General features: G+C 61.0%; 21 protein-coding genes. 15 read left to right on the top strand and 6 right to left on the bottom strand.

All coding sequences use genetic code 11. The features are described from left to right. Window positions 1-109: 109 nt before the first annotated feature. Window positions 110-1,441, top strand: coding sequence for a dicarboxylate/amino acid:cation symporter (locus BN32_RS07260; protein ID WP_019197473.1), 1,332 nt, complete (start codon window positions 110-112; stop codon window positions 1,439-1,441). Between the two features lie 30 nt (window positions 1,442-1,471). Here the strand turns inward: BN32_RS07260 and BN32_RS07255 are convergent, their stop codons facing one another. Next, window positions 1,472-2,074 carry a PAS domain-containing protein gene (locus tag BN32_RS07255; protein ID WP_040426101.1) on the bottom strand — a complete coding sequence of 201 codons (603 nt, stop codon included), beginning with the start codon at window positions 2,072-2,074 and terminating at the stop codon, window positions 1,472-1,474. A 332-nt stretch (window positions 2,075-2,406) separates the two neighbouring features. On the opposite strand from BN32_RS07255, the gene BN32_RS07250 reads away from it, so the two are divergent. From BN32_RS07250 to BN32_RS07220, 7 genes are all read left to right on the top strand, one after another. Further along, on the top strand, window positions 2,407-3,162 hold the full coding sequence (locus BN32_RS07250; protein WP_019197471.1) for an ABC transporter ATP-binding protein: 756 nt from the start codon (window positions 2,407-2,409) through the stop codon (window positions 3,160-3,162). Next, window positions 3,155-3,871 (top strand): ABC transporter ATP-binding protein, encoded by a 717-nt coding sequence (locus BN32_RS07245; RefSeq protein ID WP_019197470.1) that lies wholly within the window; start codon window positions 3,155-3,157, stop codon window positions 3,869-3,871. The genes BN32_RS07250 and BN32_RS07245 overlap by 8 nt, the downstream gene beginning before the upstream one ends. A gap of 66 nt (window positions 3,872-3,937) precedes the next feature. After that, window positions 3,938-5,158, top strand: a complete 1,221-nt coding sequence (locus BN32_RS07240; RefSeq protein WP_019197469.1) for an ABC transporter substrate-binding protein — start codon at window positions 3,938-3,940, stop codon at window positions 5,156-5,158. A 79-nt stretch (window positions 5,159-5,237) separates the two neighbouring features. Beyond that, window positions 5,238-6,101, top strand: coding sequence for a branched-chain amino acid ABC transporter permease (locus BN32_RS07235; RefSeq protein ID WP_019197468.1), 864 nt, complete (start codon window positions 5,238-5,240; stop codon window positions 6,099-6,101). 1 nt (window position 6,102) lies between these two features. Then, a complete protein-coding gene (locus BN32_RS07230) occupies window positions 6,103-7,068 on the top strand; it encodes a branched-chain amino acid ABC transporter permease (protein ID WP_019197467.1) in 966 nt (321 codons plus the stop codon). Window positions 7,069-7,204: 136 nt separating this feature from the next. Next, window positions 7,205-7,849 (top strand): DUF47 domain-containing protein, encoded by a 645-nt coding sequence (locus BN32_RS07225; protein ID WP_019197466.1) that lies wholly within the window; start codon window positions 7,205-7,207, stop codon window positions 7,847-7,849. Between the two features lie 15 nt (window positions 7,850-7,864). Then, the gene (locus BN32_RS07220) at window positions 7,865-8,875 is read left to right on the top strand and encodes an inorganic phosphate transporter (RefSeq protein ID WP_019197465.1); all 1,011 of its coding nucleotides are present in this window, start codon (window positions 7,865-7,867) and stop codon (window positions 8,873-8,875) included. Window positions 8,876-8,882: 7 nt separating this feature from the next. Here the strand turns inward: BN32_RS07220 and sugE are convergent, their stop codons facing one another. Beyond that, window positions 8,883-9,197, bottom strand: coding sequence for a quaternary ammonium compound efflux SMR transporter SugE (gene sugE, locus BN32_RS07215; RefSeq protein WP_040425545.1), 315 nt, complete (start codon window positions 9,195-9,197; stop codon window positions 8,883-8,885). A gap of 157 nt (window positions 9,198-9,354) precedes the next feature. On the opposite strand from sugE, the gene BN32_RS07210 reads away from it, so the two are divergent. The 3 genes from BN32_RS07210 to BN32_RS07200 all read left to right on the top strand — a co-directional run bounded on the left by BN32_RS07210 (window position 9,355) and on the right by BN32_RS07200 (window position 12,082). Next, entirely contained in the window at window positions 9,355-10,980 is a 1,626-nt protein-coding gene (locus tag BN32_RS07210) for a peptide chain release factor 3 (protein WP_019197463.1), read from the top strand. A gap of 128 nt (window positions 10,981-11,108) precedes the next feature. Beyond that, complete coding sequence (locus BN32_RS07205; RefSeq protein ID WP_019197462.1) at window positions 11,109-11,729, top strand: hypothetical protein; 621 nt, start codon at window positions 11,109-11,111, stop codon at window positions 11,727-11,729. Window positions 11,730-11,806: 77 nt separating this feature from the next. Beyond that, entirely contained in the window at window positions 11,807-12,082 is a 276-nt protein-coding gene (locus tag BN32_RS07200; protein WP_019197461.1) for a hypothetical protein, read from the top strand. Here BN32_RS07200 and BN32_RS07195 read toward each other — a convergent pair. Continuing rightward, window positions 12,072-12,542 carry an SRPBCC family protein gene (locus BN32_RS07195; protein ID WP_019197460.1) on the bottom strand — a complete coding sequence of 157 codons (471 nt, stop codon included), beginning with the start codon at window positions 12,540-12,542 and terminating at the stop codon, window positions 12,072-12,074. The genes BN32_RS07200 and BN32_RS07195 overlap by 11 nt on opposite strands. 160 nt (window positions 12,543-12,702) lie before the next feature. Further along, complete coding sequence (locus tag BN32_RS07190; protein WP_019197459.1) at window positions 12,703-13,677, bottom strand: Bug family tripartite tricarboxylate transporter substrate binding protein; 975 nt, start codon at window positions 13,675-13,677, stop codon at window positions 12,703-12,705. Window positions 13,678-13,854: 177 nt separating this feature from the next. Between BN32_RS07190 and BN32_RS07185 the strand changes: the two genes are divergently transcribed. Together BN32_RS07185 and panB are read left to right on the top strand one after the other, a co-directional pair. Further along, the gene (locus BN32_RS07185) at window positions 13,855-14,439 is read left to right on the top strand and encodes an NnrU family protein (RefSeq protein WP_019197458.1); all 585 of its coding nucleotides are present in this window, start codon (window positions 13,855-13,857) and stop codon (window positions 14,437-14,439) included. Window positions 14,440-14,442: 3 nt separating this feature from the next. Beyond that, the gene (panB, locus tag BN32_RS07180; protein WP_019197457.1) at window positions 14,443-15,291 is read left to right on the top strand and encodes a 3-methyl-2-oxobutanoate hydroxymethyltransferase; all 849 of its coding nucleotides are present in this window, start codon (window positions 14,443-14,445) and stop codon (window positions 15,289-15,291) included. A 123-nt stretch (window positions 15,292-15,414) separates the two neighbouring features. Here the strand turns inward: panB and BN32_RS07175 are convergent, their stop codons facing one another. Then, window positions 15,415-16,170: an outer membrane protein gene (locus BN32_RS07175; protein WP_040425544.1), complete on the bottom strand. Its 756-nt coding sequence runs from the start codon at window positions 16,168-16,170 to the stop codon at window positions 15,415-15,417. A 179-nt stretch (window positions 16,171-16,349) separates the two neighbouring features. On the opposite strand from BN32_RS07175, the gene BN32_RS26030 reads away from it, so the two are divergent. Beyond that, a complete protein-coding gene (locus tag BN32_RS26030; protein WP_152343863.1) occupies window positions 16,350-16,547 on the top strand; it encodes a helix-turn-helix transcriptional regulator in 198 nt (65 codons plus the stop codon). On the opposite strand, the gene BN32_RS07165 is transcribed toward BN32_RS26030, so the two are convergent. Beyond that, window positions 16,531-16,737 (bottom strand): hypothetical protein, encoded by a 207-nt coding sequence (locus BN32_RS07165; protein ID WP_019197454.1) that lies wholly within the window; start codon window positions 16,735-16,737, stop codon window positions 16,531-16,533. The two genes, BN32_RS26030 and BN32_RS07165, sit on opposite strands and share 17 nt — an antisense overlap. Window positions 16,738-16,961: 224 nt before the next feature. Between BN32_RS07165 and BN32_RS07160 the strand changes: the two genes are divergently transcribed. After that, window positions 16,962-17,615, top strand: coding sequence for a tetratricopeptide repeat protein (locus BN32_RS07160; protein WP_019197453.1), 654 nt, complete (start codon window positions 16,962-16,964; stop codon window positions 17,613-17,615). Window positions 17,616-17,620: the final 5 nt, after the last annotated feature.

Below are 17,620 nucleotides of genomic sequence, written 5' to 3'. Positions count from 1 at the left end.
GCCTGTAAAATACCGCCGATAGGCGGATTCTTCTTGAAGGGGTGCGGCGTTCTGGCGCAGGCTCCGCGGGCGTGCGATTTTACCGTTCGTCCTCCTTCAGGGTGCCGCCATGACAGTCACAACCGCGCCGTCAGTCCCTGCCTCAACGCGATCGCCCTGGTACACCATTCTTTACATTCAGGTGCTGATCGCCATCGCGCTCGGCATCCTGATCGGGCATTTCTACCCCGGCACGGGCAAGGCTCTGAAGCCGCTTGGCGACGGCTTCATCTCGCTGATCAAGATGATGATCGCGCCCGTCATTTTCTGCACGGTCGTGCACGGCATTTCCTCGATGGGAGATCTCAAGCGCGTGGGCCGCGTGGGCCTCAAGGCGCTGCTGTATTTCGAAGTCGTCTCGACGATTGCATTGCTCGTCGGCCTTCTCGTTGGCGAAATCGTCCAGCCAGGCAGCGGCTTCAACATCGATCCGGCAACGCTCGATCCGAAGGCGGTCGCGACTTACGTCCACAAGGCGAGTGAGGAGGGGATCGTCGCGCACCTGATGGCGATCATTCCCAACAGTTTCATCGGCGCTCTGTCGAATGGCGATCTGTTGCAGGTGTTGCTGGTGTCGATCCTGTCCGGCTTCGCGATTGCCTTTATGGGACCGGCCGGCGAGCCGATCGCGCATGCCATCGATATGGCCGCGAAAGTCTTCTTCGGCGTGATCCGCATCATTGTGCGTGCAGCGCCGATCGGCGCATTCGGCGCGATGGCTTTCACCGTCGGCGCCTACGGACTCGGTGCGTTGTGGAATCTGGTGGCGCTGATCGGCACCTTCTATCTGACCAGCATGCTCTTTGTCCTGCTGGTGCTCGGCGGCATCGCGCGGGTTGCGGGATTCTCGATCCTGCGATTCATCGCCTACATCAAGGATGAGCTTCTGATTGTACTTGGCACAAGTTCGTCGGAGACTGTGCTGCCCAACATGATCACGAAAATGGAGCGGCTCGGCGCGTCGCGCGGCGTGGTCGGTCTCGTGATCCCGACCGGCTACAGCTTCAATCTCGACGGCACCAACATCTACATGACGCTGGCGACACTGTTCCTTGCGCAGGCGACGAACACTAATCTGACGATCTGGCAGGAGCTTGGTATTCTCGGTGTCGCCATCATCACCTCGAAAGGTGCATCAGGCGTCACGGGTGCAGGCTTTATCACGCTGGCGGCTACGCTTGCGATCGTGCCGGATATTCCGATTGCGTCGCTCGCTATTCTCGTCGGTATCGACAAGTTCATGAGCGAGTGCCGGGCGCTCACCAACCTGATCGGCAACGGCGTCGCGACCGTGGTCATCAGCCGGTGGGAAGGCGAACTCGACAAGAAAAAGCTTCACGAAGCGATGGCGCATCCAATCGAACTCGGCGAGGCGATGGAGAAGGTCCGCGCGACAGCGTGATCATTGACGCTGTGTGAGGTGTCCGGTTCGCTAAACGAACTCGATCGTGTCGCCTGGCGCGATGCGGCCGGGCAGTTTGTGAAACAGATCACGATCGATCACGGACCGCAGAACGGGGACCGGCAGAACGTCGTTGCCGCGCATCAGGTTTCTGATTTCGAAGCCGCCGTCATCACTGATTGCTTTCAATGAGGCGAGGATGCGGTTGACGCCGGTGCCGTCGGAAAACGGCATCAACAGCCGTTCGTAGTCGACCATGCGACCGTAGAGGTCGCTGACCTTTGAGATGGTGTAGGTTGGCAGCCGTCGCCGGACGCACTCAAAATAAATGGGCATGACGACCGGCTCGAGCTTGGCGCCGACATACTCGTCGAGATAACGGCCCTTGCCGCTGGTGCCATAGGCGCTCGACATACGGCTGCCTTCGCTTTCGATCGTGAACCGTGGCCTGTCTCCCGTGCCGTGCACGGTATAGTAGACCAGGTCGTCCACTTCGTCGGCGATGCGCTCTGGCAGATAGTCTTCAAATTTTGGCAGCCGGTCGTGCCGGGCATACAACCGCAGCCAACAGTTCAAGAGCTCACGCTGCTTGATCGACTTCACAATGGCCGGACTAGCGCTATCGAATTCCATGACCGACGTCCCGACGCGGAGTTGTGGACAGTCCTTGCCAGCAATCATCGGCCTTTGGTCGAAATTTTTGATGAAGGGGGAACCCGGCCGGATATTAGGCTTAACAAGCCGTTTCACGGCTTCTGTCGGGCAGCCGGCTTAGCCCTAGGCATCAATGGACATTATGGAATTTGCAGGCTACGCATAATCGAGTGGGCAGCATTGCGGCTTGCGCAACACTAACGATCCGATACATATTCCGGCCCAGTTGCCGGGGTCGACAGCGCAAGGGGCGGCGCAAAAAACGGTCACACGCGGAACGGCTTGCGTGAAGGCTGACAGGGGGAATTTGCTTGTCTGATGAGTTCATTCTTGAAACCTCTGGGTTGACGAAGGAGTTTGCGGGCTTTGTGGCCGTCAGCGACGTCAATCTGAAGGTTCGCCGCGGGACAATTCATGCGCTGATCGGTCCGAACGGGGCCGGGAAGACGACATGCTTCAATTTGCTGACCAAATTCCTGAAGCCGTCGCGCGGGCAGATTCTCTATAAGGGGCAGGATATCACCGCGATGGCGCCGGCCGATGTGGCGCGGCTGGGCCTGGTCCGGTCGTTCCAGATTTCGGCGGTGTTCCCGCATCTCACGGCGCTGGAAAACGTGCGGGTCGCGCTGCAGCGCCAGCACGGCTCCTCGTTCGATTTCTGGCGCTCCAAATCGGTGCTCGACCGCTTCAACGGCCGCGCGCGGGAACTGCTCGAGGACGTCGGCCTGAGCGACTTCGCCAATACGCCTGCGGTGGAGATGCCGTACGGCCGCAAGCGCGCGCTGGAAATCGCCACCACGCTGGCGCTCGATCCGGAAATGATGCTGCTGGACGAGCCGATGGCCGGCATGGGCCACGAGGACATCGACAAGGTCGCTGCGCTGATCAAGCGCATTTCGCAGAAGTACACGATCCTGATGGTCGAACATAATCTGAACGTCGTCGCCAACCTGTCCGACACCATTACTGTTTTGACGCGCGGCAAGGTGCTCGCGGAAGGCAACTACGCAACCCTCACCAAGGATCCACGGGTCAAGGAAGCCTATCTGGGAGCCGGCCATGAATAACGTTGCAGGCTCGCCGGTTCTCGACGTCAAGAATCTCGAGGCGTGGTACGGCGAATCCCACATCCTTCACGGCATGAACTTCGAGGTTCGTCAGGGAGAGGTCGTGACGTTGCTCGGCCGCAACGGCGCCGGCAAGACATCGACGCTCAAGTCGATCATGGGCATCATCGGCAAGCGCACCGGCTCGGTGTCATTCGAAGGCAAGGATCTGATCCGGCTGCCGGCGGAGAAGATCGCACGCCTCGGCGTTGCGTTCTGTCCCGAGGAGCGCGGCATTTTTGCCAGCCTCGACGTCAAGGAAAACCTGCTGCTGCCGCCGATCATCCGCAGCGGCGGCATGACCCTCGACCAGATCTTCGAGCTGTTTCCCAATCTCAAGGAACGCCTCGGCAGCCAGGGCACCAAGCTGTCCGGCGGCGAACAGCAGATGCTGGCGATTGCACGCATCCTGCGCACCGGCGCGCGCTTCCTGATGCTGGACGAGCCGACCGAAGGTCTGGCGCCGGTCATTATCCAGCAGATCGGCAAGATGATTGCGCGGCTCAAGGCGGAGGGGTTCACCATCCTGCTGGTCGAGCAAAACTTCCGCTTCGCCTCGACCGTCGCGGACAGATTCTACATCGTCGAGCACGGCAAGATCATCGACACCTTCGCAAACTCGGAACTCCAGGCCAACATGGAGAAGCTCCACACCTATCTCGGTGTGTAAAGACGCAACTTACTTCAAGGGAAACGGCAAACGCCGCCGATAGAGCGGCATCCAGGAGGGAAGATAATGAAGAACACGATTTCGGCACTTATGCTGAGCACCGCGCTGATGATCGGTGCGGGGACCAGCGCTTTCGCGCAGGACAAAACCGTCAAGATCGGAAACCTGACCGATATGTCGGGCCTTTACGCCGACGTGGGCGGGCCGGGTTCGACGCTCGCTGCGCAGATGGCCATCGAGGATTCGGGCCTCACCAAAAAGGGCTGGAAGGTCGACGTCATCGCCGCCGACCATCAGAACAAGCCTGACGTCGGTACCACGACGACCCGGCAATGGATCGATGTCGAGAAGGTCGACGTCGTCGTCGACGTGTTGAACTCGGGCGTCGCGCTCGCGGTCAAGAACGTCGTCACCGAAAAGAATGCCATCATGATCAACTCCGGCGCGGCATCGTCGGATCTGACCAACGCGCAGTGCTCGCCGAACGTCGTGCACTGGGTCTACGACACCTACATGCTGGCCAACAGCACCGGCAATGCGCTGGTGAAGGCGGGCGGCGACAGCTGGTTCTTCCTCACCGCCGACTATGCATTCGGTGCGGCGCTTGAGCGCGACACCACCGCGGCCGTCACAAAGGCTGGCGGTAAAATTCTCGGCAGCGTCAAGCATCCGTTGAACTCGTCCGACTTCTCGTCGTTCCTGCTGCAGGCGCAGGCCTCGAAGGCGAAGATCGTCGGCCTGGCCAACGCAGGCGGCGACACCACGAACTCGATCAAGCAGGCGGCTGAATTCGGCATCGTCAAGGGCGGCCAGCGGCTGGCCGGCCTGCTGATGTTCATCAGCGACGTCAACTCGCTCGGTCTGAATGTTGCGCAGGGCCTGAACTTCACCGAGACGTTCTACTGGGATCTGAACGACCAGACCCGCGCATTCTCCAAGCGCTTTTCCGAGCGCATGAAGAACAAGCAGATGCCCACCATGGTGCAGGCCGGCGTTTATTCGGGCCTCATGCATTACTTCAAGGCGCTCGAAGCCATGGGCGGCAATCCGCACGATGGCGCCAAGGTCGTCGCCAAGATGAAGGAAATCAAGACCGATGATCCGCTGTTCGGAAAGGGTGAAATTCAGCCGAACGGACGCAAGATCCATCCGGCTTATCTCTTCGAGGTGAAGAAGCCTTCCGAGTCCAAGGGACCGTGGGACTATTACAAGCTGGTTGGCACCACGCCTGCCGAGCAGGCCTTCCGGCCTCTCTCGGAAAGCGCTTGCTCGCTGGTGAAGAAGTAACAACCTATCGCCCGGCGGCTTGACGCCGCCGGGCATTCTCTCAAGACCGCCTTCAATCGCGCGCGAAAGAAACGATACGATGCAAGCTCTCTACGCCCAGCTTTTGGTTGGATTGATCAACGGCTCGTTTTACGCGCTGCTGAGCCTTGGGCTGGCCGTGATCTTCGGAATGCTCAACATCATCAATTTTGCGCACGGCGCGCTTTATATGATGGGTGCGTTCGTTGCGTACTTCCTGCTGAATCTGGCCGGCATCAACTACTGGTGGGCGCTGATCCTGGCGCCGGTGATCGTCGGCGGCTTCGGCATCCTGCTGGAGCGCACGATGCTGCAGTGGCTGACCGGCCTCGACCATCTCTACGGATTGCTGCTGACGTTCGGCATGGCGCTGGTGATCCAGGGCGTGTTCCAGAACTACTTCGGATCGTCCGGATTGCCCTATGCCATTCCCGATATTCTCAAGGGCGGCGTCAATCTCGGCTTCATGTACCTGCCGATCTATCGCGGCTGGGTCGTCATCTTCTCGCTCGTGATCTGTATTGCCACCTGGTACCTGATCGAGCGCACGCGGCTCGGCGCTTACCTGCGCGCCGCCACCGAGAATCCGACGCTGGTGCGCGCCTTCGGCATCAACGTGCCGCGCATGATCACGCTGACCTACGGTCTTGGCGTCGGTCTCGCCGCGCTGGCCGGCGTGCTCTCGGCTCCGATCAATCAGGTGCGGCCGCTGATGGGCGCGGACCTGATCATCGTGGTGTTCGCGGTGGTTGTGATCGGCGGCATGGGCTCGATCATGGGCTCGATCATCACCGGCTTCGCGCTCGGCGTGATCGAAGGCCTGACCAAGTATTTTTATCCCGAGGCGTCCAACACCGTGGTTTTCGTGCTGATGGTGCTGGTGCTCCTCGTAAAGCCGACTGGACTGACGGGGCGGGCGAACTGACATGACCACGATTACCGACAACGCCGTTCCCGTGAAGGGCCGCACCAGCGACGAAATGATCGCGTTCGCCGTCATGACGATCTTGCTGGCGATTGTGCCGCTGACGGGGCTGTATCCCTATTTCGTGATGCAGGCGCTGTGCTTTGCGCTGTTCGCCTGCGCCTTCAACCTGCTGATCGGCTACAGCGGCCTGCTGTCATTCGGCCACGCGATGTTCCTCGGCACCGCCGGTTATGTCACCGCCCATGCGCTGAAGGTCTGGGGCGTGTCGCCCGAGATCGGCATTATCCTCGGCGTTGCCGCCGCTGCCGCGCTCAGCGTCATAACGGGACTGATCGCGATCCGCCGCCAGGGCATCTACTTCGCGATGATCACGCTGGCGCTGTCGCAGTTGCTGTTCTTTATCTACCTGCAGACGCCCTTCACCCACGGCGAAGACGGCATCCAGGGCATTCCGCAGGGCATGATGTTCGGTGTGTTCGACCTGTCGAAGCCGACCACGCTCTATTACGTGGTGCTGGCGATCTTCCTGCTCGGCTTCCTGCTGATCTACCGCGCCATCAACTCGCCGTTCGGCGAGGTGCTGAAATCGATCCGCGAGAACGAGCAGCGCGCGATCTCGCTGGGCTACAAGACCGACCAGTACAAGCTGCTGGCGTTCATCCTGTCCGGCACGCTGGCGGGTCTGGCGGGTGCGGTGAAGGTGTTCGTGGCGCAGAACGCCTCATTGACCGACGTGCACTGGACCATGTCCGGCGAAGTCGTGCTGATGACGCTGGTCGGCGGCCTCGGCACCGTGTTCGGACCGGTGGTCGGCGCCTTCGTCATCATCGCCATGCAGCAGTACCTGGCCGGCTTCGGACAGTGGGTCACCGTGATCCAGGGCGCGATCTTCGTGATCTGCGTGCTGACCTTCCGCCGCGGAATCATCGGTGAAATCGCCCATTTCTTCAAGCGATCGCTGTAACTGCCGGATTCTACGGTCCTTCTCGTTCCGACAAAACGGTGGATGACCGGCGCTTTTGCGCCGGTAGCTGCCTGTTGGTTTGTGAAACGGGTTATGACAGATATGTGACGCATTCTGTTATGCCGGAGAAAGATCGATGCTTGGCTGGTTTCGTAAACTGCTGCCTCGGGAGGAGCGGTTTTTCGACCTGTTCGCCCGGCATTCCCAATCGGTGGTGCAGGGCGCCGAGGCGCTCGAGGGAATGATGCGCGGCGGCGAGGAGACCCCGGTCTACTGCCAGCGTGTCAACCAGTTCGAGAACGACGCCGACCAGATCACGCGGGAAGTTCTGACCGCGGTCCGCCGGACCTTCATCACACCGTTCGATCGCGGCGATATCAAGAACCTGATCACCGCGATGGACGATGCCATCGACCAGATGCAGCAGACCGCCAAGGCGGTGATGCTGTTCGAGGTGCGGACCTTCGAGCCGCCGATGCGCGAGATCGGCAGCATCCTCGTGCAGTGTGCGAATCTGGTCGGGCGAGCAGTGCCGCTGATGCAGGCCATGGGCGAGAACGTCACGACGCTGACGGCGCTCACCGAGGAAATCACCCGGCTGGAAGGCCGCGTCGACGATCTCAACGACATCGGCCTGAAGGAGCTGTTCCTCAAGCACCGCGGTGGCAGCGCGATGGATTTCGTCGTCGGCGCAGAAATCTACAAGCATCTCGAGAAGGTCGCCGACCGCTTCGACGACGTCGCGAACGAGATCAACAGTATCGTGATCGAACAGGTTTAAGGTCAGGATCGCATCGTGGATGCCTCGCTCGCTTTCCCTATCCTGGTCGGGTTGATCGGTGTCGCGCTGCTGTTCGATTTTCTGAATGGCCTGCACGATGCCGCCAATTCCATCGCCACCATCGTTTCGACCCGCGTGCTGCGGCCGCAATATGCCGTTGCGTGGGCGGCGTTCTTCAATTTCATCGCTTTCGCCGTGTTCGGCCTGCATGTCGCGCAGACCATCGGCACCGGCATCATCCACCCCGGAGTGATCGATGCCCAGGTGATCTTTGCAGCCTTGATCGGCGCGATCATGTGGAACCTGATCACATGGGCGCTCGGAATGCCGTCCAGTAGTTCGCATGCGCTGATTGGCGGATTGCTGGGTGCTGGTATCGCCAAGGCAGGATTCTCCGTCATGGTCTGGAGCGGCCTGTCGAAAACACTGCTCGCGATCGTGCTCTCGCCATTCGTCGGCTTCCTGCTCGCGCTGCTCCTGACGGCGATTGTGTCATGGGCCGCGGTGCGATCGACGCCCTTTGCGGTCGATCGTGCTTTCCGGATTCTGCAGTTCGTTTCGGCCTCGCTGTATTCGCTTGGCCATGGCGGCAATGATGCGCAGAAGACCATGGGCATCATCGCGGTGCTGCTTTACTCGCAGGGATACCTCGGGGGAGAGTTCAGCGTTCCGTTCTGGGTGGTGATTTCGTGTCAGGCCGCGATGGCGCTCGGGACGCTGATGGGCGGTTGGCGCATCGTGCGCACCATGGGATTGCGAATCACCAAACTCAATCCGATGCAGGGGTTTTGCGCCGAGACGGGCGGGGCGGCGACCTTGTTCGCAGCAACATTCCTTGGCGTGCCGGTCTCGACCACTCACACCATCACCGGTGCGATTGTCGGTGTTGGCGCTGCACGACGGCTGTCCGCCGTACGATGGAATGTGGCCAGTTCGATCGTCGTGGCCTGGATCTTTACCATCCCTGCGTCTGCGCTGGTTGCAGCCGCGACGTACTATGGTGTGACGCTGGCGGGCTGGCGCTGATCTACGCTTACGCGACGATCTTGAGTCCAACGATTCCCGCGACGATCAGCCCGATGCAGACGATGCGGAGGGTGGTCGCCGGGTCGCCCAGCAGCCAGATGCCGAGGACGGCGGTTCCGACCGTGCCGATACCGGTCCAGACCGCATAGGCGGTGCCGACAGGCAACGTCTTGAGCGACAGGCCGAGCAGGATGACGCTGGCGATCATGCTGATGATGGTTAGAACCGATGGCATCAGCTTTGTGAAACCATCGGTATACTTGAGCCCGATGGCCCAGCCGATCTCCAGCAAACCCGCGATGAACAGCATTGACCATGCCATGGCTAACTCCTTCCACAACAGGGCCGTCCCTGCGGAGATGTGAGTGAATCGAGGTTGTCCTCGCCGCCCAGATATGGCTGAGCGGTAAAGAAGATGCAAGTGCATATAGTTCAATTACCCTTGATCCTGCCGCGTTTCTTTGCGACACGCTCGCATCATGTCCGACACCGACACCGCCATCGCCGCCGAGTCTGCCTCGCTGACGCCGCTTGCCGAAGAAGTGGCGCGCCGGCGCACATTCGCGATCATCTCGCATCCTGACGCCGGCAAGACCACGCTCACCGAAAAGCTGTTGCTGTTCGGCGGCGCGATCAATCTGGCGGGTCAGGTCAAGGCCAAGGGCGAGCGGCGCAACACGCGCTCGGACTGGATGAAGATCGAACGCGAGCGCGGCATCTCCGTCGTCACCTCGGTGATGACCTTCGAATTCCAGAATCTCGTGTTCAATCTGCTCGATACGCCGGGCCACGAGGACTTCTCGGAAGACACCTATCGCACACTGACCGCGGTCGACTCCGCCGTCATGGTGATCGACGCCGCGAAAGGCATCGAAGCGCGAACGAGAAAACTGTTTGAAGTCTGTCGGCTGCGCGACATTCCGATCATCACCTTCATCAACAAAATGGACCGCGAAAGCCGTGATCCGTTCGATCTGATGGATGAAATCGAAAAGACGCTGGCGCTCGACACCACGCCGCTGACATGGCCGGTGGGACGGGGGCGCGATTTCCTCGGTACCTATGACATCCAGACCGGCGGCGTTCGTCTGCTGGAGGGCGGCGGCGCGAAGACCGGGCAGGCCGAGAAAATTGCAATTTCCGAGCTTGCCGGCCGCAACGCCAATCTCGACGCTGCTGCGATCGAGGAAGAACTCGCACTGGTGTCGGAAGCCTGCAAGCCGTTCGAACTTGACGCATTTCGCGAGGGTCATCTGACCCCGGTGTTCTTCGGCAGCGCCTTGCGCAATTTCGGCGTTGGCGATCTGCTCGAAGGCCTCGGCCGCTATGCGCCGCCGCCGCGCGCGCAGGACGCCGACAAGCGCAAGGTCGAAGCCGACGATCCGAAGATGAGCGCCTTCGTTTTCAAGATCCAGGCGAACATGGACCCGAACCATCGCGACCGCATTGCGTTTGCGCGGCTGTGCTCGGGCAAGCTGACGCGCGGCATGAAGGCCAAGCTGGTCCGCACCGGCAAGAACATGAGTCTGTCGTCTCCGCAGTTCTTCTTCGCGCAGGATCGCGCCATCGCGGATGAGGCGTTCGCCGGCGACGTGGTCGGCATTCCCAATCACGGCACGCTGCGGATCGGCGACACGCTGACCGAGGGCGAGGACATCACCTTCGTCGGCGTCCCATCGTTTGCGCCGGAAATCCTGCGCCGCGTGCGTCTGACCGACGCGATGAAAGCCAAGAAGCTGAAGGAAGCATTGCAGCAGATGTCGGAGGAGGGCGTCGTGCAGGTGTTCCGTCCGCGCGACGGCGCGCCTGCGCTGGTCGGCGTGGTGGGCTCGCTGCAGCTCGACGTGCTGAAGGCGCGGCTCGACGCTGAATACTCGTTACCGGTGGATTTCGAGATCAGCGAATTCCAGCTCGCACGCTGGATTTCGTCCGACGACCGCAAGAAGCTCGATGCGTTCGTGTCGGCGAACAACTCCGGCGTGGCCGACGACGTCGATGGCGATCCGGTGTTTCTCGCCAAGAACGAATTCTATCTCGGCTACACCCGCGAACGCGCCGAGGGCATCGTGTTCTCGAGCATCAAGGACGTGAAGAAGAGGGCGTAAGCTCGCTTTGTCCGCGGGTTCGGTTTTTCACACAGCCGCGACTTGCTGTTCTCGTGTTGCAACAGCGGTTGATTCCTTGCGAGAGGGCCATACGTATGGTTCGGTTGTCCGGACCAACAGGCCGTTCCATGCTGCGGCGCGTTACATTCATCATTCTCTTCGCTCTCGCGGCCGTGATCATCACCTCCGCAGCATCCTTAGCGGGCTCACTACGCGATCTCAATCCGACGCCATTCTCGCATTCGCCGTGCAGCGTGTTGGGCGGTGGACCGTGCACGCCGTATTTCTGCAGCACGTTCAACCACGGCCCGTGTATTCCCGAGATTTATTATCCCTATGGCGAAAATCTGCAGGTCACAGTGCTGAGCAAGCCCGACGACAAGGACGCGCCGAAGTACATCAAGCCCGATCACGATCTCGACACCATCCGCGATCTGTTTGCGGCGCTTCGCGCATGCTGGACGCCGCCACCCGAAAAAGAGGCGCAGGCGGACATGCAGATGTCGGTGAAATTCTCTTTCAATCGCGACGGCGGCCTGATTGCGCCGCCACAACTGACCTATTTCACACCGGGTGTTTCAGCGCAGATCCGTAAAGCCTATCTCGGCGCGATCAATGCGTCGCTCGAAAACTGTGCGCCGTTATCCCTGAGCAAGGGGCTCGGCGGCGCCATTGCAGGCCGACCGATCATGATACGTTTTGTTGATAACCGCAGGCTCAAGCTGGACAGTCCGCCGCCGCAACCATGAACCTGCCTGCGCAGCCTTGCGACCAACGTTGCAGGTCGGCCCTTTCATGTGATTTCATATCACCGGCAGCGGGGAATATGCGCGATCAGCGGCAGGCAGCACCCGGGCCGCGGGATACACCGGAGCCGCGGCAACGCACTGCTGCGCTGCTGCTCAAACTTTCGCCTGTGATGTTTGTCCTTTGTTATCTGCTCGCGGCCGTTCAGGGTGCGAAGTGGCAGCATTCGCTGCTGATCGCCGTGGTCGGGACCGCCATGTGCCTCGGCGCCGCGGGACTCTACAAACTGCGCGGGTCAAGATCGGCAGGCGATCTGTTCTGGCTCAACATCATTCTGCGCCTGTTTACGCGCTAGGCTTGAAGTCCGCGCGTTTCTCCACATTCGCCTTGATGTTTCCCAGACCCACCGCCGCTTCCGCGTCCATGTTGGCGATCTGCTCGTCCGTCGGCGGCTTCTTGCGCGCCGGATTGCGCAGGGTGCGGGTGAACTTCGTGCCGCCGCCGACGTCCTCGCAGGTGTATTGAACGACGATGGGACCGATGAAGTCGGTCTCGGCCTGCACGATCCAGAGTTTCGGGCTGACACAGGCGCGCACGATCCAGTTCAGCGACACTTCACCCGAGCGGATATGCCATTTTTCGTGAAACAGTTCGCCGGCCTCAAGCGGGCGATTTTCGCTGTCGATGTGATGCGATGCCGCCAGCCACTCTGGCCAGGATTGCGGATTGGTGACGTAGTCGAACACAGCTTTCGCCGGGGCGTTGATAACGATGTCGTGGCTGCGCTCGAAGGCGACGGTGGCAGGGGCGTTCATGGCGTTCCTCTTATTGTTTCTCTTGTCATCACCGGGCATAGCCGTCTGAAGGACGGCGTCGCTTCGCTCGCCTATGTCCCGGTGATCTCGGTAAGTTGGGCACCGTGCTTCGATGATCGGGATGGCCGGGACAAGCCCGGCCATGACGGCGCACGAGACCCTAATTGATTCTGATGTCGCCGCGCTTGATGACATCGGACCACAGCTTGATCTCGGCGTCCATCCGCGCGCGTAAGGCGCTCGGCGTCGAGGGTGCCGGTTCGATCAGTTGCGTATCGAGCCGCTCGCGCACGCTGGGCTTGGTCAGGATGTCGTTCACCTCGTCGTTGATCTGCGCGATGATCGCGGGCGGCGTACCTGCGGGAGCGATCAGCGCGTTCCACGCGTCGGATTCGACATCGATGCCTGACTCTTTCAGCGTCGGCACACCGGGCAGAAAGCGTGAACGCTGCGCGGTCGCGACCGCGAGGATTTTGACTTTCCCGCCCGCGAGTTGCGGTGTCACCGCGATGGCCGGCAGGCACGCGGCCTGCACATCGCCGCGGATCACGGCAGTGATCGCCTGCGGCGATCCGCCATAGGGGATATGCACCATCGCGGCGCCAGCACGCTGCGCGATAGCCTCCATGGTCAGGTGCGACAGCGAGCCCGCGCCAATCGAGCCGAAGGCGAGGGGGATCCCCTTGCGCTTGAGCATCGCCAGAAACTCCGCGACCGAATTGACGTTCAGGTTCGCCGGCACCACCAGCACGCTCGGCAACGACGTCAGCATCGTGATTGGCGCAATGTCCTTGGCCGGATCGTAAGGTAGCTTGGAGAACAGCAGCGTATTGATGGCGAGCGGGCCACCGAGGCTGATGCCGAGCGTTGCGCCGTCAGGCGCGGCCTTGGCGACGGCGTCGGTGCCGATATTGCCGCCGGCGCCGGGTTTGTTCTCGACGATGAAACTCGCGCCCGGATGGCGCGCCTGCAGGTCGTCGGCGACGATCCGCCCGACCAGATCCGGCGTCGATCCCGGCGCATAGGGCACGATGATTTTCACGGTTTTCGGCGGCCATGCCGGGTCTGCCGCTTGGGCGTTCGAGACGGGCGCGGCGAGAACCAGCGCGAGAGCGGCGATTGCAAGGGATTTCATAAGGCCAGGGAGAATTCTAGGGCAGGGTTGCGATGCGGAAGCGGCATTGCGCGCCGCACCCCAAAAGTGATACCGGGGCACAGTGCCGCTGGACTTTAACAGGGTCCTTCGCGCGGTGGAATGTCTCGGAAGGCGGTGCTGAAAACCGCTGCGGGCAGGTCGGGACGGAGGCGGCATATGGGCTTGTTGATCCTCATCGCCGGATTGGCGCTGTTTCTCGGCGTTCATACGCTGACCACGTTGCGCGGTCAGCGCGCGGCCGTCATCGCGCGGCTCGGCGAGGGCGGTTACAAAATTCTCTATACGCTGGTGTCGTTCGTAGGGCTTGCGCTGATCGTGTGGGGCTTCAGCCGCTATCGGGCGACGGAATGGGTCAATGTCTGGTATCCGCCGGTCGCCATGCGGCACATCGCGCTGGCGCTGATGCTGCCCGCGGTGATCCTGGTGGTGGCGTCCTATATCCGCGGCAATATCTACCTGAAACTGAAACACCCGATGCTGGCCGGCGTGAAATTGTGGGCGGTGCTGCATCTGATGGCCAACGGCGATCTCGGATCGATCATCCTGTTCGGATCGGTGCTGGCGTGGGCCGTGTACGACCGCATTTCGCTCAAACGCCGCGAGGATCCCGGCGCACCGCCCATTCCTGTCGGCGGATTTGGCAACGATCTGGTCGCGGTTGCGGTCGGCGTGGTCGTTTATGCCGCGCTGGCCTTCGCATTCCATCCTCTCGTGATCGGCGTCCCTGTGATTGGAGTTTAAGACATGTCCGTGCAATCAGCGGTAAAGCGCAAGACCGCGCCCGATATCCTCAAGCGCAAGGGCGGCGATCCGATCGTGATGCTGACGTCGTATCACGCGCACACCGCGGCGCTGGTCGACCGGTATTGCGATGTCATCTTGGTCGGAGACTCCCTCGGCAACGTGATGCATGGTTTCGAGACGACGGTGCCGGTCACGCTCGACATGATGATCCTGCAAGGACGCGCGGTGATGCGCGGCTCGAAAGAGGCGCTCGTCGTGGTGGACATGCCGTTTGGATCGTACGAGGCCTCGAAGGAACAGGCGTTTCATTCCGCCGCGCGCGTGCTGAAGGAAACTCATTGCGGCGCCGTGAAGATGGAAGGCGGCGTGCGTATGGCCGAGACCATCGAGTTTCTCACCACGCGCGGCATTCCGGTGATGGGGCATATCGGCCTGACGCCGCAGTCGATCAACACGCTCGGCAGCTTTAAGTCGCAAGGCAAGGACGAAGCCCTCAAGATCGCGGCGGGCGAGAATGGCAGCGGTCCGTTTCAGGATGATGCCCGCGCGGTGGCGCAGGCCGGTGCCTTCTCGATGGTGGTGGAAGCCGTGGCGGAGCCGCTGGCGCGACGCATCACTGAGATTGTACAGATCCCGACCATCGGCATCGGCGCGAGCAATGCATGCGATGGTCAGGTGCTGGTGCTGGAGGATATGCTCGGCCTGTCGCCGTGGGTGCCGAAGTTCGTCAAGCGCTACGGCAATCTCGGACCGGGGATCGAGGCGGCGATCCAGGACTACGCCCGCGAAGTCCGTTCGCGCGCATTCCCCGGGCCGGAGCATGTTTACGGCATCAAGCCGAAAGCCTGATGGTCCAGCACTCCTTCAAGGAGCGGCAACAAAAAGCCCGGCGTGACAGCCGGGCTTGAGTTTTTGGAGCTGGAGAAACGATGAAGACGTACGGCGCGGCCGTGAGGCCGCGCCGCTCAACATTCAGAACTTGTAGTTCACACCGGCGCGAACGACGTTCACCTTGGTGTCGAATGTCGTGATGCTTGATGCGCCTATGATGACCGGGGATAGGTTGACGAGCCTCTCGTCGCCGAAATCGTAGTAGAGGTATTCGGCGCGTACGGTCCAATTGTTCGTAACGGCATATTCCACACCGCCGCCGACGACCCAGCCCGACAGGGTCTTGTTGGCTGAGAGCGGGTTGAAGCCAAATCCAGTGAAGTCGGTGCGATAGTTGACGTCGGCCCACGCACCGCCACCTGTGAAGTATATCAGCCAGCGATCCGCCGCGTAGCCGAGCCTGCCGCGGATGCTTGCCATCCAGTCGATGTTACGGTCAGCTAGGTGGTTGAAGCCAGCGCCAACCGGCCCGCCGCCGGCGATGAAGACGGGTGAAACGTTAGCATTGCGGATTCCCGTTCCGGAAATATCGCCCTCAATGCCCAGCACCCAGTTGGGAGCGAACTGCCAATTGTAGCCGATCTGGCCGCCGCCGACGACGCCATTGCCGTTGTTGCCGATCGACGCTACGGCAAAACCCGGGAAATTTGCCTGGGTCACGGTTGCTGTGGAGTCACTCCAGCCGCCGCCGACATGGATGCCTCCGTAGAAGCCGGTCCAGCTCCAGACAGGAGCAATGATTGGAGGCGGGGCTTTGTACCGCGGAGCCATGTCCGCGGCAGATGCGCTGCTGATTGTGATGGCCAAGAAGGCTACTGTTGAAAGTAATTTCCGCATGATGCACTCCCCAAAAATAACAGAGTTTGGCAGTCGAGCCGGAAACGCCCTTAAGCGAATACCAACATAAAAATCAGCCGATGGCTGTCACCGGGAAGTCACGCCGGAATACTAATTAAATTGAGGTATGTCAGTATACTTGACATTAATGCGGCGCGGTCTGGCCCTACGTTCTCGATATTCGTCTCGAGAAGGTTTTACAGATGCTGACTGATCCAGACGCGCGCGGCCACTCCATCAGCGCCATCGCGCTGAAGTGCGGGTTCAACGATATTTCCTATTTCAATCGGGTGTTCCGCAAGCGGTACGGCTGCACGCCGTCCGATCTGCGTTACGGACGGCGTGAACCCGATGCGGCGCTCACTGCGACCGGCTGAGCTGCTCTTCGGTCACGATCCGCTCGATGTTCTCGGTCTTGCTTCGGATGCGGTACCGCAGGCGTCCATCCGCCTCGATCGGCATGCAGCCCACGATCGTGTAGACGTCCGACCGGACTTTCTCGGCGCGGCCCTGGGGGCCCTGACCCTGATGATGAACATCGTCATTGATCGAAAAGCTGTGTGACATGGAATCTCCCGGATTGAGCGGGTTGTAGCAGCCGGACAGGGTAAAGCAACGATTTCGGACGTGCCGGCGGCCCAAAAACAGTGTTAACGCTTTGATCCGGCTGGCTTTGCCTTGTCGCCGCCATACCGGTACTGTATCCGCCACCGTCACATCGGGGGAACCGTGCCAACCGCGCGGCTGACGACGGTCTCACACGTTTCCAACACGCCGGACGGGGCAATTAAGTGTCTGAAATATTTCATGAAATAGACGAGGACTTGCGCCGGGAGCAGTTCAAGAAGCTCTGGGAGAAGTATTCGATCTTCGTCATCGCGACCGCGATTCTCATTGTCGCCGCTGTCGGCGGCTGGCGCGGCTACCAGTATCTTGAAGCCAAGAAGGCTGCCGAGGCCGGATCGGCCTTCGAGGCCGCCATCTTGCTGTCCGAGCAGGGCAAGAAGAGCGAGGCCGAGGCCGCTTTTGGAAAGATCGCGGCAGACGGCTCCAGAGGTTATCGCGGGCTGGCGCGCTTGCGCGCCGCTGCGGACGCCGCTGCCGCCGATCCGAAGGCTGCGGCCAAGCTATACGACGGCATTGCTGCCGATCCGAGCGTCGCGGTTACTGAACAGGATCTCGCGCGCATCCGCGCTGCAGCCCTCGTGATGGAAACAGAGCCCTATGCGGACATGCTCAAGCGCCTTGAGCCTGCAGCGGGCGAGGGCCGGACCTTCCGGCACACTGCGCGCGAGCTGCTCGCATTGTCGGCGTGGCGCACGAATGACGCTACCGCTGCACGCCAGTGGCTCGACATGATTGGCAACGATGCCCGCACGCCGGCGAGCTTGCGCAGCCGCGCCGAGGCACTGCAGGCCCTGCTGCCGCCGGCCGCGAAAAGCTGAGGCGA

Origin of the sequence: Afipia birgiae 34632 (assembly GCF_000308295.2) — a bacterium.
In the GTDB taxonomy this organism is placed as follows: Bacteria; Pseudomonadota; Alphaproteobacteria; order Rhizobiales; family Xanthobacteraceae; genus Afipia; species Afipia birgiae.
The sequence above is the reverse complement of the archived record's forward strand: the minus strand, read 5'-3'. Positions and strand labels throughout refer to the sequence as shown.

What these genes read in the sequence shown, in the direction of transcription:
- BN32_RS07190 (WP_019197459.1), bottom strand. Translation starts at nt 13,677, where the DNA reads ATGAAATCCCTTGCAATCGCCGCTCTCGCGCTGGTTCTCGCCGCGCCC.
- BN32_RS07230 (WP_019197467.1), top strand. Translation starts at nt 6,103, where the DNA reads ATGACCACGATTACCGACAACGCCGTTCCCGTGAAGGGCCGCACCAGC.
- BN32_RS07200 (WP_019197461.1), top strand. Translation starts at nt 11,807, where the DNA reads ATGCGCGATCAGCGGCAGGCAGCACCCGGGCCGCGGGATACACCGGAG.
- BN32_RS07210 (WP_019197463.1), top strand. Translation starts at nt 9,355, where the DNA reads ATGTCCGACACCGACACCGCCATCGCCGCCGAGTCTGCCTCGCTGACG.
- BN32_RS07185 (WP_019197458.1), top strand. Translation starts at nt 13,855, where the DNA reads ATGGGCTTGTTGATCCTCATCGCCGGATTGGCGCTGTTTCTCGGCGTT.
- BN32_RS07255 (WP_040426101.1), bottom strand. Translation starts at nt 2,074, where the DNA reads ATGGAATTCGATAGCGCTAGTCCGGCCATTGTGAAGTCGATCAAGCAG.
- BN32_RS07205 (WP_019197462.1), top strand. Translation starts at nt 11,109, where the DNA reads ATGCTGCGGCGCGTTACATTCATCATTCTCTTCGCTCTCGCGGCCGTG.
- BN32_RS07235 (WP_019197468.1), top strand. Translation starts at nt 5,238, where the DNA reads ATGCAAGCTCTCTACGCCCAGCTTTTGGTTGGATTGATCAACGGCTCG.
- BN32_RS07240 (WP_019197469.1), top strand. Translation starts at nt 3,938, where the DNA reads ATGAAGAACACGATTTCGGCACTTATGCTGAGCACCGCGCTGATGATC.
- BN32_RS07245 (WP_019197470.1), top strand. Translation starts at nt 3,155, where the DNA reads ATGAATAACGTTGCAGGCTCGCCGGTTCTCGACGTCAAGAATCTCGAG.
- BN32_RS07165 (WP_019197454.1), bottom strand. Translation starts at nt 16,737, where the DNA reads ATGTCACACAGCTTTTCGATCAATGACGATGTTCATCATCAGGGTCAG.
- BN32_RS07225 (WP_019197466.1), top strand. Translation starts at nt 7,205, where the DNA reads ATGCTTGGCTGGTTTCGTAAACTGCTGCCTCGGGAGGAGCGGTTTTTC.
- sugE (WP_040425545.1), bottom strand. Translation starts at nt 9,197, where the DNA reads ATGGCATGGTCAATGCTGTTCATCGCGGGTTTGCTGGAGATCGGCTGG.
- BN32_RS07260 (WP_019197473.1), top strand. Translation starts at nt 110, where the DNA reads ATGACAGTCACAACCGCGCCGTCAGTCCCTGCCTCAACGCGATCGCCC.
- BN32_RS07195 (WP_019197460.1), bottom strand. Translation starts at nt 12,542, where the DNA reads ATGAACGCCCCTGCCACCGTCGCCTTCGAGCGCAGCCACGACATCGTT.
- BN32_RS07175 (WP_040425544.1), bottom strand. Translation starts at nt 16,170, where the DNA reads ATGCGGAAATTACTTTCAACAGTAGCCTTCTTGGCCATCACAATCAGC.
- panB (WP_019197457.1), top strand. Translation starts at nt 14,443, where the DNA reads ATGTCCGTGCAATCAGCGGTAAAGCGCAAGACCGCGCCCGATATCCTC.